The sequence below is a fragment of the Streptomyces sp. NPDC086835 genome (assembly GCF_044745705.1).
In the GTDB taxonomy this organism is placed as follows: domain Bacteria; phylum Actinomycetota; class Actinomycetes; order Streptomycetales; family Streptomycetaceae; genus Streptomyces.
The window spans coordinates 332,561-345,381 of the sequence record NZ_JBIVAU010000001.1 but is presented as its reverse complement, the minus strand read 5'-3'; the positions used below and the strand labels follow the sequence as shown (position 1 = coordinate 345,381).

9 protein-coding genes are annotated in these 12,821 nt (G+C 72.4%); 2 read left to right on the top strand and 7 right to left on the bottom strand.

Going from position 1 to position 12,821, the window contains the following annotated elements:
• Together ACIPJI_RS01565 and ACIPJI_RS01560 are read left to right on the top strand one after the other, a co-directional pair.
• Positions 1-2,805, top strand: coding sequence for an FtsX-like permease family protein (locus tag ACIPJI_RS01565; protein WP_402243848.1), 2,805 nt, complete (start codon positions 1-3; stop codon positions 2,803-2,805).
• Positions 2,802-3,749 (top strand): ATP-binding cassette domain-containing protein, encoded by a 948-nt coding sequence (locus ACIPJI_RS01560; RefSeq protein WP_402243847.1) that lies wholly within the window; start codon positions 2,802-2,804, stop codon positions 3,747-3,749. Before ACIPJI_RS01565 ends, ACIPJI_RS01560 begins: the two co-directional genes overlap by 4 nt.
• A 64-nt stretch (positions 3,750-3,813) precedes the next feature.
• On the opposite strand, the gene ACIPJI_RS01555 is transcribed toward ACIPJI_RS01560, so the two are convergent.
• The 7 genes from ACIPJI_RS01555 to ACIPJI_RS01525 all read right to left on the bottom strand — a co-directional run bounded on the left by ACIPJI_RS01555 (position 3,814) and on the right by ACIPJI_RS01525 (position 12,646).
• Positions 3,814-4,470, bottom strand: coding sequence for a hypothetical protein (locus tag ACIPJI_RS01555; protein WP_402244715.1), 657 nt, complete (start codon positions 4,468-4,470; stop codon positions 3,814-3,816).
• A gap of 8 nt (positions 4,471-4,478) precedes the next feature.
• On the bottom strand, positions 4,479-4,910 hold the full coding sequence (locus ACIPJI_RS01550) for a thioesterase family protein (RefSeq protein WP_307706469.1): 432 nt from the start codon (positions 4,908-4,910) through the stop codon (positions 4,479-4,481).
• Positions 4,911-4,918: 8 nt separating this feature from the next.
• Positions 4,919-6,583, bottom strand: coding sequence for an energy-dependent translational throttle protein EttA (gene ettA, locus ACIPJI_RS01545; protein ID WP_053557287.1), 1,665 nt, complete (start codon positions 6,581-6,583; stop codon positions 4,919-4,921).
• Between the two features lie 282 nt (positions 6,584-6,865).
• The gene (locus tag ACIPJI_RS01540; RefSeq protein WP_402243845.1) at positions 6,866-8,278 is read right to left on the bottom strand and encodes a Cys-Gln thioester bond-forming surface protein; all 1,413 of its coding nucleotides are present in this window, start codon (positions 8,276-8,278) and stop codon (positions 6,866-6,868) included.
• A 276-nt stretch (positions 8,279-8,554) separates the two neighbouring features.
• Positions 8,555-9,028 carry a single-stranded DNA-binding protein gene (locus ACIPJI_RS01535; protein ID WP_402243843.1) on the bottom strand — a complete coding sequence of 158 codons (474 nt, stop codon included), beginning with the start codon at positions 9,026-9,028 and terminating at the stop codon, positions 8,555-8,557.
• 120 nt (positions 9,029-9,148) lie between these two features.
• Complete coding sequence (locus tag ACIPJI_RS01530; RefSeq protein ID WP_402243841.1) at positions 9,149-10,996, bottom strand: GTPase; 1,848 nt, start codon at positions 10,994-10,996, stop codon at positions 9,149-9,151.
• 6 nt (positions 10,997-11,002) lie between these two features.
• On the bottom strand, positions 11,003-12,646 hold the full coding sequence (locus tag ACIPJI_RS01525) for a dynamin family protein (protein WP_402243840.1): 1,644 nt from the start codon (positions 12,644-12,646) through the stop codon (positions 11,003-11,005).
• Between the last annotated feature and the right edge of the window lie 175 nt (positions 12,647-12,821).

The window sequence follows — 12,821 nt, the reverse complement described above, 5'->3', positions numbered from 1 at the left end:
ATGAATGCGCGTTCCAGCAAGAGCGAGGGCCACGCCCGGCGCATGGTGGCCCCGTGGGTCAGGACCCGGCTGCGCACGGCGCCCGGGGCGGCCGCCGCGTTCGGTGTGCTCGTGCTGCTCACCGCGTTCCTCGCCGCCGCGTTCCCGCGCGCCGTCGACTCGTACGAGAACCACGGCCTGCGGCACGACCTGAGCGACGCCCAGCCGTCCCGCAGCGTGCTGGAGGTGAGCACGCCGCAGCCGCCGCTCGAAATGCCGGAACCGGCCCGGGAGAAGTCGTTGCTCCCCGAGCGCCTCGGCGATGCCCACCGGGCCATGGCCGGGCTGCTGCCGGAACCGCTGCGCGTGGACACCGCGCAGTCCGCGTACGGTGTGGAGACCGCCAAGCCCTTGGAGGGCACGGATCGTTGGCTGCCGCGCCCGGAGGGCGCGTCGCCGGAGTTCTCCGTCGTGGCGCAGAGCGGGCTCGAGACGCACTCCACCGTGCGTGAGGGCTGGCTGCCGAAGACGGACGGACGGGTCACGTCCGCCACCAAGGAGCTGGAGGCAGCGGTCACCGCAGAGACCGCGAAGACCCTGAACATCAGGACCGGCGCCGTGCTGCACCTGGGCGACCCCGGGGAAGGAGCGCTGTCCGTACGGATCACCGGCATCGTGGACCCGCGCGACCCGCACGGGAGTTACTGGTCCGCCGACCCGCGGCTGCGCGCCCCTGGGCTCCTCGTCGCGCCGGGGACCAGCCCGCCGGTGGCCTACTGGAACGCCTCCCTGCTGATCGCCCCGGACGCCGCCCCGGCGCTGCTCGGAACCCTCGGCGAGCCCCAGCCGTACTGGCGCTTCGCCCCGCTCACCGGCCACCTCACCGCACAGGACGTGCCCGCCCTCACCGACCGGATCGCGTCCCTCGAAGGCGGCCCCGGGCTGCTCGAGATCAAAGGCGCCGTCGACGAGAACGCCCTGCTCACCACGGACATGGACGGCATCCTCGCCTCCTACACCACGATGCGGGACGCCATCGCTCCGGTCGTCGCCGTGGCCGCCTTCGGGATCGGCACCGTCGCCGCCGTCGTGGTGGCGATGACGGGCGGGCTGTTCGCGGCCCGGCGCCGGGCCGAACTGGCCCTGATGCGCTCCCGCGGCGGTTCGTTGTGCGGCATCGGCGGCAGGCTGCTCGCCGAGACCGCCGTCGTCGCCCTGCCCACCGCGGCCGCCGGTCCGCTCCTCGCGGTCCTCGTCGTCGACGACGCGAGACTGCTGCCCGCCGTGATCGGGGCGGCCGCCGTGGCCGTCATGGCCTGCGCCGCGCTTCCGGTGCGCGCGATGACGCAGCACCGCAGGCCCCGTGTGCCGGGGGAACGCGACGACGTGGTGCTCGCCCGGCCGTCCAGGCGCCGTACCGTCGCCGAACTCACCCTGCTGGTCCTGGCCGTGGGCGCGGTCGTCGCACTGCGGCGGCGCGGCACCTCCGACGGCGCCGACCATCTCGTCAGCGCCGCACCCGTGCTGGTCGGCCTGATCGCCGCGCTCGTCCTCGTACGGCTCTATCCGCTGCCGCTGCGCTGGGCGGCGCGGCCCGCCGGCCGGCTGCGCGGCGCGGTCGGGTTCCTCTCGCTCGCCCGTACCGGTCGCTCCTCGGCCGCCGGCTCCCTGCCGCTGCTGGTCCTGCTGGTCGCGCTCACGACGGCCGCGTTCGGCGGGTCGGTCCTGGCGGGCGTCGCGGACGCGCGGGACCGGGCGGCGCTGCTGGCGACGGGTGCGGACGCGCGCGTCTCGGGCCCCGGCGACGTGCTGGCGCTCCCGAAGGGGGCGGAGCGGGCCGTGCGGGACGTACCCGGCGTACGGGGGGTGGCGGCCGTGCAGGTCGAGCACGCGCTGACACTGCCCGCCCGGAACCAGGCCGAACGGTCGGAGCCGCTGGCCGTCTCCCTCGTCGGCGCCGACCCCGGCGCGTACGCGAAGCTCGCCCGGCATGCCGATCTCGGCACCTTCCCGGCGGACGCGCTCAGGACCTCACCGGCCACGGGTGACGCTTCCGGGGAGCCCGTTCTGCACGCCGTCGCCTCCCCCGGCGTCGCGAAGCAGCTCGGCAAGGGAACACACCGGATCAACTCGGCAGCCGGCACCTTCACCGTCAAGGTCACCGCCGTACGGTCCCGGACCCCCGCCGTGTCGTCCGCGGAGTTCCTCGTCGTCGACGGCTCACGGCTCACCCACCGCGCGCCGACCGCGCTGCTGGCAACGGGCACCGGCATCGACGGCAAGGCACTGCGCGCGGCCGTCCACGGCATGGACGACGACCTCACCGTGCGGCTGCGCGACGAGGCTCGGGCGACCTTCACCGACTCACCGCTCCAGGCCGGCGCCGAACGGATCTACGCGGCCGCCATCGCCGCCGGGGCCGGCTACGCCGTGCTGGCCCTGCTGCTCTCGCTCATGCAGGCCGCGCCGGAACGCGCCGCGCTGCTGGCCCGGCTGCGCACCATGGGGCTCACCACCCGTCAGGGGCGGCAGCTGCTCGGCCTCGAGGCGCTCCCCCAGGCGCTGTTGGCAGCTGTCGGCGGCATCCTCGTCGGCTGGGCCACGATCAAGCTCCTCGCGCCCGGAGTGGACCTGGTGCGCCTCGCGCTGGCGGCCGCGCCCGGCTCCGCGCCCCTGGACAGCGCGTCCCTGCGGGCCGACCCGTGGTCGCTGGCGCTGCCCGCGGCCGCCGTGGTGCTGCTGGCCGGGGCGGTGGCCGCCGTCCAGGCGTGGTGGGCGGGACGCCGCGGATCGATCACCGAACTCAGGGCAGGAGACACGCGATGACCGACACCACCCTGGAGCAGCTGGAGGAACGCGCCGCTGCCCACCGCGACCGGGCCTCCTACGGGCACGACGCGCTGATCACCTGCGACCGGCTGGTGCGGATCTTCGCCTCGGACGGGGTGGAGGTCCAGGCGCTGCAAGGACTCGACCTGCTGGTAAAGGAGGGCGAGTTGATGGCCCTGGTCGGCGCGTCCGGCAGCGGGAAGTCGACCCTGATGAACATCCTGGCCGGGCTGGACGTGCCGTCCGCCGGCGCGGCCCGGGTCGCCGGGTGCGACCTGCTCTCCATGGACGCCAAGGCGCGGCTGAGCTACCGCCGCGAGGTCGTCGGCTTCGTGTGGCAGCAGACCGCCCGTAACCTGCTGCCGTACCTCACCGCGGCCCAGAACGTGGCCCTGCCGATGCAGTTGCGCGGCGGCCGCGGCAAGAGGCGCAAGGCGGAGCGCGTACAGGAACTGCTGTCGATGCTCGGCGTCGACGACTGCCGCGACCGGCGCCCCCACCAGATGTCCGGCGGGCAGCAGCAGCGCACCGCGATCGCCGTCGCCCTCGCCAATTCGCCCGCGGTGCTGCTCGCCGACGAGCCGACCGGCGAGCTGGACTCGGCGACCGGTGAGCAGGTCTTCGCGGCGTTCCGCCGGGCCAACGAGGAGCTGGGCACGACGATCGTGATCGTCACGCACGACCAGGCCGTCGCGGGCGAGGTCCGCCGCACGGTCGCCATCCGCGACGGCCGCACGTCGTCCGAGGTGCTGCGGCGCACCGAGATCGACGCGGAGGGGCAGGAGTCGGTGGTGGCACGCGAGTACGCGATGCTGGACCGGGCGGGGCGCCTTCAGCTGCCGGCCGACTACATGGCGGCGCTGGGCATGGAGCACCGCGTGATGCTGGAGCTCGAACAGGACCACATCGGGATCTGGCCGGACGACGCGGCGGAACGCTGACGCGGGAGCGGCAGCGGTTCGCGGGCACGGCCCCCTCGGGGAGGGGGACCTTCCGCGCGGCGGGCTACGCCGGGGTGACCGTCAGACCGCCCACGCCGTTGGTGCGCAGGGCGATCGACCCGAAGGGCGTCCGCAGCCTCAGCCACGTCCCCGCGGACAGCAGCGCCACGGGCATGCCGGGCCGCAGGAAACCGAGCGACTGCGCGGCGTGCACGGCGCGCAGGGGAAGGGCCGTCGCGCCGACCGTGCGGGACCAGATCTCCCGGCCGATGCGGTCGCGCTCCGCGCGGGTGCGCCGCTCCGCCGGGAGCGCCTCGTCCCGCCCGCGGAACTCGGCCACGGCCGCAGCCACGGCCGCCCGCATCGCGGACACGTCCGGCAGCCCCGGCAGTTCCCGCCAGCCGCCGCGCGGCGGAAGCACACCCGCCCACGGAGGACCGGTGACGGCCGCGGGCACGGCGAACTCCGCGCCCTCCATCGACTCCAGCAGCTCCCCCGCGGAGACGGTGACGTCCAGCTCGACGGACTCCGCGAGCCGCGCCGTACGGATGGCGAGCACCTCGAAGGACGGCGGACGCCCGAACACCGCGAGCGCCCCGCGCCCGGCCTGGAGCCTGACCGCGGCTGCGCGGTCGTAGTGGATCAGCCGGCCGAGGAAGGCGGAGAGGTCCTCCGCCTCCCTCACGTCGGCGAGGCGCAGACTCTGCACGGGCACGGACATGGGAACACTCATGCGGCGAGGGCGGCCTTGTCGAGGTACTTCTCGAGGAAGGACTTCTCCTCCGCGCTGATCCGACGCGGCCGCTGCGACTCGAGGTTGTACGGCACGACGACCGTCGAGGCCCGCACATAGACCGTCGACGGATCGTCCTCCTCCTTGACCTCGTACGCGATGGTCAGGGAGGCGGCGCTGATCTTCGTCACCCACGACTCGATGATCACCGGCTCGTGCCGGTGGACCAGCGGCCGCACGTAGTCGATCTCGTGCCGTGCGACCACCGAGCCGCCGGAGAAGGAGGGCGAACCGTCCCCCGGCGCCAGCCGGAACATGAAGTCGATCCGCGCCTCTTCCAGATACCGAAGGAAGACCACGTTGTTGACGTGCCCGAAGGCGTCCATGTCCGACCAGCGCAGGGGGCAGCGGTAGATGTGACGGGCCATGCGCCGCATCAGCCCCGGGTGAGCTTCTTGTACGTGGCGCGGTGCGGGCGTGCCGCGTCCGGGCCGAGACGGTCGACCTTGTTCTTCTCGTACGACTCGAAGTTGCCCTCGAACCAGTACCACTTGGAGTTGCCCTCGTACGCCAGGATGTGCGTGGCGACCCGGTCGAGGAACCAGCGGTCGTGGGAGATGACCACGGCCGCGCCGGGGAACTCGAGCAGAGCGTTCTCGAGGGACGAGAGCGTCTCGACGTCGAGGTCGTTGGTGGGCTCGTCGAGGAGCAGCAGGTTGCCGCCCTCCTTGAGCGTCAGCGCCAGGTTGAGGCGGTTGCGCTCACCACCGGAGAGGACACCGGCCGGCTTCTGCTGGTCCGGGCCCTTGAAGCCGAAGGCGCTGACGTACGCGCGGGACGGCATCTCGACCTGGCCGACATTGATGTAGTCCAGCTCGTCCGACACGACCGCCCAGAGGGTCTTCTTGGGGTCGATGTTGGCGCGGGTCTGGTCGACGTAGGAGATCTTGACCGTGTCACCGATCTTGATCGTGCCGGAGTCCGGCTGCTCCAGGCCCTGGATCATCTTGAACAGCGTGGTCTTGCCGGCGCCGTTCGGACCGATGATGCCGACGATGCCGTTGCGCGGCAGCGTGAAGGACAGGTCGTCGACGAGGACCTTGTCGCCGAAGGACTTCGAGAGGTTCTCGACCTCGACGACGACGGAGCCCAGACGCGGGCCCGGCGGGATCTGGATCTCCTCGAAGTCCAGCTTCCGCATCTTGTCCGCCTCGGCGGCCATCTCCTCGTAGCGGGCGAGACGGGCCTTGGACTTGCTCTGCCGGCCCTTGGCGTTGGACCGGACCCACTCGAGCTCTTCCTTCAGCCGCTTGGCGCGCTTCTCGTCCTTGCGGCCCTCGACCTTGAGGCGGGCGGCCTTCTTGTCGAGGTAGGTGGAGTAGTTGCCCTCGTAGGGCAGCGCACGGCCGCGGTCGAGCTCGAGGATCCACTCGGCGACGTTGTTCAGGAAGTACCGGTCGTGAGTGACGGCGACGACGGCGCCCGCGTACTTCGACAGGTGCTGCTCGAGCCAGTTCACCGACTCGGCGTCGAGGTGGTTGGTGGGCTCGTCGAGGAGCAGCAGGTCCGGGGCCTCGATCAGCAGCTTGCACAGCGCGACACGGCGCTTCTCACCACCGGAGAGGTTGACGACGGGCCAGTCGCCGGGCGGGCAGCCCAGGGCGTCCATGGCCTGCTCCAGCTGGGCGTCCAGGTCCCACGCGTTCGCGTGGTCCAGGTCCTCCTGGAGCTTGCCCATCTCCTCCATGAGCGCGTCCGTGTAGTCGGTCGCCATGAGCTCGGCGACCTCGTTGAAGCGCTTCAGCTTGCCCATGATTTCCGCGGCGCCGTCCTGGACGTTCTCCAGGACCGTCTTCGACTCGTCCAGCTTCGGCTCCTGCATGAGGATGCCGACGCTGTAGCCGGGGGAGAGGAAGGCATCGCCGTTGGAGGGCTGCTCCAGACCGGCCATGATCTTCAGCACCGTGGACTTACCGGCGCCGTTGGGGCCGACCACACCGATCTTCGCACCGGGCAGGAAGCTCAGCGTCACGTCATCGAGGATGACCTTGTCGCCGTGCGCCTTGCGCGTCTTGCGCATCGTGTAGATGTACTCAGCCAAGAGAAACCGTCCGGCAGGAAGTGGGTGGGCAGATACACCCATCTTGCCGTACGGCGCCCCCCTGACGGAAACCGCGTCCATACGCCTGCGTGTGCCCGGGGCGGTCCGGCGACCCGGCCCCGCCCGCTCGCCGCCGAACCGGACGGCCGACGCCGCGAACCGGACAAGATGGGGCACGTGGTGCGGCCGGAGCGTGAAGCGACAGGAGGGGCCCGGCACGTCCCCGTGCCGGGCCCCTCCCTCGATCACCTCACTACCACGCCACGGTGCGCGGCGACCTGGTCACTCTCCGCCGGCCGTCTTCTTCCTGCGGAGGAAGAAGACCGCGCCGCCGCCGACCAGCACCAGCACGATCGCGATGCCCGCGATCATCGGCGTGGCGCTGGAGCCGCCCGTCGCGGCGAGGTCGCCCTCGAGTCCCGCGGAGGTGCCGCCCGCCGACGCGGGGCTGGGCTGGGACGACGGGGTCTCGGTGCCGGGCTGGGCAGGGGCGCTCGCGGTCTTGCAGTCGAGGACGCCCTTGAAGTTCTTCTCGAACCCGCCGGGCCCGGTGATCGTGAAGTCGTAGGCCTGGTCCTCGGCCACCGGCACCGTCACCGTCCGGGACTCCCCGGCCTTGATCGTGTGCTCGAAGCCGGCCAGCGAGAAGGTGAACGGGGCGTCACCCTTGTTGCCGGCCGTGATGTCCACGCCGCCCTTGGCGCAGTTCTTCTTCGCCGACAGGGAGGGGATCGCCCCCGCCTTCGCCCAGGTCGCCGCGGCCTGCGCCGAGACGGTGGATCGGCTGGATCCGGCCAGGATCTGCGTCTGGCTCTTGGTGGCGCTGGCGAAGGCCCGCCCGACCGGCACCGACATGCTCGCCTGGACGCCCAGCGTGGCCGTTCCGTCCGCTGCGTCCTCGGGGACGTCGAAGTACAGCTTGCTGCCGTCGACCGCGGAGGTCACCGGCTTACCGGCCTCGTCGGTGATCTTGATGCCGCTGGAGGCCGCGTCGGCAGGAGGCGCCACGGCGACCTGGCCGGCGTCGGTGCGCACCGTCACCGGGCCGAGCCGGCTGCCGGGCTTGCCGGAGACCGCGTTCGGCTCGAGGCTCAGCGAGGCCTTGGGCTCCTCGACGTCCGCCGCGGACTCCTGGAGCCAGTCGGCGAGCTTCTCCGCCTGCGGGTCGGCCGCCGTGACGTCCGCGCCGTCCGAGAACCGCCAAATGGCGACCTGGGTGCCGGCGGCGGCGGTCTTGTCCGTCAGCTGCCCGTCGAGGCCGGCGCTCCTGGCCAGTGCCGCCAGATCGTTGACCTGGGGGAACGAGTGCTGCAGGATCCAGCGGATCTTGCCGGCGTTCTCGTTGGCGCCCAGCGACGTCTGGTTCCAGGGGGTCTCCAGATACTTGGCCTGGTCCTGGGTCGGGTTGTGGATGTCGATGCAGTACGTCTGCAGCTGGCCGCCGCCGTCGACCGTCATCTCGAAGAGACCCGCGAGGATCTCCTGGTCCTTGCCGTTGGTGTGCAGCACCGCCTGGTCGTACGTCTGCAGCCCGTCGAGCGTGGCGACCGCACCGCCCTGATGCTGGGCGGCATCGTCGGCGGCTGCCGCACCGGCGCCGGCGATGGAGCCGGCGGCCATCAGGCCCGACACCACCGCCGCGGCGGCCAGACGGCGAGCGGCGCGCCGCCTGCGTACGGCAGACGTAGAGAACACAGCAAACACAGCAGAATTCCCCTCCGGGCGAGACCTTTTCGCGTGCGATGCGTGCAAGGCGTGCGACGCGTGGGGGGAGTGTCTCGCCAGCAGACTCAAGTGCCCCGTGAGTACCCGGGAATCCTATGGACGGCGCGCAGCGCGATGCCCGGTCATGCCGTCAGATAACCATTCCGACTCGAAATCGTTACCCCCGTCGGTGAGTTCACCCCCTGATCTCCCTTTTCCGCCCGCCCTCACTCCCGGAGCGGTCGAACCGTTTTGCCTCAACTCCCGTCAAAGGGAGGCGACAAGGGGTGCTCCCTGCGCCACTGCCTCCCCCGCGCCTGCCCCCTGCGGCGCCGTTCTCACGACCCCCGCGGCCGCCGCGGACCTCTCGTCAGGGTCGCGGCTCTTCACCACCCGCCGGAAGGCCGAGGTCCCGCGGGTCAGGTCGTGCCCCACCGCCAGCGCGTCGATGTCCACGAACGTCCGCCGCCTGCCGTCCGCCTCCTCCTCACGGACCTTCAGGCGGCCGTGCACGAGAAGCGGTTCCCCCACCGAAACGGAACCGGCCAGATTCTGTGCGAGCGAGCGCCAGGCGAAGACGGTGTAGAAGCTTGTCGGCCCGTCCGTCCAGTTACCGCCCCGGCGATCCCAGCGCCGCGACGGAACGGCGAAACGGAATCGCGCCATCCCGCCCGTGGCCGTTTCCCGGTACTCCACATTCGTGGCGACATTCCCCACCACCGTCACCATGGTGTCGTTCATGACGGTCACCTCCCCGTCCGGTTGCATTTGCCCGGTCGCTGTGGACCGGTCTCCATGCTGGACCGGACGGAAGGATCCCGCCGACGCCTGTGGACGGACGCCCCGCTGTGGACAACTCCGTCACCCGATCCGGGAACGCACCCGTCCCTGCACCGCGCCGGGCCCGGCCGAGGCGGGCCTCGTCGATCCCGACACCCTCGCGTACTTCTCCCGCACCTCCCGGTACCGCATCAGCTCGGCCGCCACCGGATCGAGCACCTTCGCACGCCCGCAGCCGGCCGCCGCCTCCTGGAGGCGGCGCCGCGCATCCTGCCCGTAACGCCGCGCGGGGCCCTTCGTCGCGGCCGCACACGCCCACTCGACCAGCGGCCCGCCCACGATGCCGGCGAGCATCACCAGCACCGGCGGGACGAGCCCCGGCTCCAGTACGCCCACGATCTGGCCCACCAGCCACAGCCCGCCGTAGATCTGCAGCAGCGTCATCGACGCCTGCGCGAGCACCGCGGCCGGCCACCACGCAGGGCGCAGCGGCCGTCCCTTGGACTCCGCCGCCTCACGCGCCGCCAGTGCGTCCAGCGCCTCGGGAAGCCCCTGCGCGCCCCGCAGGGCCGCTTCGCGCACCGCCTGGCCCCATGGGGCGGGCAGCCCGTGCGCGGCCTCGTCTGCGACCGTGCGGACCGCCTGCTCGACCCGCTGCCGCGCGGTCGGCTCCTCCTCCATGGGAACCTGCGGCTCGACGGTCGCCGCCCCGGGCATGCGCTTGCGCTCGTACCAGCGCCACAGCCGCAGCCATGGCGTCCCGCACGCGCGTCCGGCGTTCCTGCGCCATTCGCGCTCCGCCGCCTCGCCCGCCGCCGTCGCGCCGATCGCTTCCGCGAGCCGTGCCGAGAAGTCCTCACGGGCCCGCTCGTCCAGGCCGGTCCGGCCGTCGGCGACGTAGACCGGCCGCAGCTTCGCCGCCGCCGCGTCGACATCGGCCGACAGTCTGCGCGCCGCCGCGCTGCGCTCCTGCACGAAGGCGCCGACCATCTCCCGCAGTTCGCCCACCCCCTCCCCCGTCAGGGCGGAGAGCGCGAGGACGGTCGCGCCAGGTTCGCCGTGCTCCCCCACGGCCATGCCGTCCTCGTCGAGCAGCCGGCGCAGATCGTCCAGTACCTGGTCGGCGGCCTCGCCGGGCAACCGGTCGATCTGGTTGAGCACGACGAACGTGATCTCGGCATGACCGGCCAGTGGCCGCAGATAGCGCTCGTGCAGCGCCGCGTCGGCGTACTTCTCCGGATCGACGACCCAGATCACCGCGTCGACCAGCGCCAGGATCCGGTCCACCTGCTCCCGGTGCCGTACGACGGCCGAGTCGTGGTCGGGCAGGTCCACCAGCACCAGCCCTTGCAGCGTCTCGTCGCCGTCACCGCCCGCGAGGGGCTTACGCCGCAGCCTCCCGGGGATGGCGAGCCGGTCGAGGAGCCCCGCCGCCCCTTCCGACCAGGTGCACGCGATGGGCGCGGACGTGGTGGGCCTGCGCAGCCCCGTCTCCGCGATGCGCACCCCGGCGAGCGCGTTGAACAGCGTGGACTTGCCGCTTCCCGTCGCGCCGGCGATGGCCACGACGGTGTGACGCGAGGAGAGCCGCTGGCGCGCGGCGGCCTCGTCGAGGACCCGGCCGGCCTCCGCGAGGGTCTTCCCGTCCAGCCGGGTCTGGGACAGCCCGAGCAGCTCGCGCAGGGCGCTGAGCCGGTCACGCAGAGGGCCGCCGTACGTGCCTCCGACGGGCAGCTGCTCGTCGCCGATGTGGTCCCCCTCGCCCTCTCCTCCCACTTCCCCTCCACCGTCCCCATGGCTCATGTCCCCGGGGCCCGCGCCGTCGTCGTGACCCGTGCCGTCCTCGTGCCGCTGACCGACCCGGCGGGCGATCAGCCCGTCGTCCCAGCGGCCGCCGGTCTCGTTCTCGTCGTCGGTGATGGCGGTCACCCGCGGTCACCTCTCCTTCTGCAGTAGGGACAGCGCGGCGATCAGCTCGGCCTGGGGCTCCGGGCTCACCTCGAGCGCGTCGAGGGGCGCCAGCCGCCGCTCCCGCTCGCTGTTCAGTACGTCGTCGATGTACGTCGTCGCCAGCTCGCCGCCCTTGTCGCGCAGGCGCAGCGCGCTCTGTGCGCCGATCCGCTCGGCGAGCCGCTCACCCGCGCCGCGCGCCCGCCGCCCGCCCAGCAGCGAGGTCGCGAGCAGCGCGGCCACCGTCTCGGGGTCGGGCGCGGCGTTGCGCTCCATCCCCCGCACCTCCTCCTCGGCGAGCTCCTCCAGGACCCGGCGCCAGCGCCGCACGGCCATCCCGATCCGCTCCCCCGCTTCCAGGTCGCGCCGGCCGGTGCGGGCGACCCCGGCGGCCGCGGGCTCCCGCCGCCAGGCGTTCTCGACCTGTTCGTCGGCGGCGGCGACGGCGCACTGCAGCAGCGCGGCCAGGCTGGCGACGAGGGAGTCCAGCAGTTCGGCGGCCGAGCTGTCACGGGGATAGCCGCGCCAGCGTGTGCGGGCGTCGCCGGCCAGTACGGCGCCCGCCCGCAGTTGCCTGCGCACCCGGTCGCGCTCCGCCTCGTACGCCTCTTCGACCGCGCTCGTCAGCCGTACGGCCGCCGCGTACTGTGCCGCGACCGCGCTCGCCAGCTCCGGCATCCGCCTGTTGAGCGAATCGATCACGCCCCCTGCCGTACGGCTGATGGCCTGCTGGCGCGCCGCCGGGTCCTGCGCCCGGTGGGCGAGCCAGGAGAACAGTCCGGCGACGGCCGTGTTGGGCAGCAGCCCGTTCGCGCCGCCGGCCGACTCGGGCAGCTCCGGGATCGTGAACCGGGGCACGTCGCCGAGGCCCGCCTTCGTCAGCAGCGCCGCGTACTGGCGCGACACCTCCTCGACAACCTGGTGGGGCACCCGGTCGAGAACGGTCACCAGGGTGGCGTTGTACTCCTTCGCCGTACGCAGCAGGTGCCACGGGACGGCGTCGGCGTAGCGCGAGGCCGTCGTCACCATCACCCACACATCGGCTGCGCAGAGCAACTCCCCGGCCAGCAGCCGGTTCTCGACGACCAGCGAGTCGATGTCGGGAGCGTCGAGCAGTGCCAGGCCGCGCGGGAGCAGGGAGGCCGTCTCGATCCGCAGCGCCTTCTCCTCCGCGGCCCGCCGTCCGCCGGCCCACCCGCCGCCGTTGCGGCCGCCGGCCCTGGCGGGCAGCAGGTGCTCCTCCTCGGCGTCCTCCTGGGGAGGCATCCAGACCCGGGTGAGCTGCGGCAGCACCCGCATCCCGGCGAACCAGTGGTGGTCGTCGGGGTGGCACACCAGCACGGGCGTGCGGGTCGTCGGCCGCAGCACCCCCGCCTCGCTGACCCGTCGCCCCACAAGGGAGTTGACGAGCGTGGACTTGCCGGCGCCGGTGGACCCGCCGATGACGGCGAGCAAGGGTGCTTCGGGATCTTTGAGACGGGGCACCAGATAGTCGTCGAGCTGGGCGAGCAGCTCGGCCCGCGTCTGCCGGGCCCGGGGCGCGCCCGCGAGGGGAAGTGGAAGACGCACGGCGGCGACACGGTCGCGCAGGGCGGAAAGTGCGTCGATCAGCTGAGGCCGTGCATCCAAGGTCACCACATGCGAAGAATGCCCAATTTTGGTGACTTTTTGAAGCGTATGACGATCTCTGCGCGCCGATCAGACAGATGGGACACACGGGACGAGTGGGACGCAGGCATAACGACTGCACAACACCCGGGACGTGAGACGTCAAAAGCGATGCACGAATCGCACCTGCCTGCGA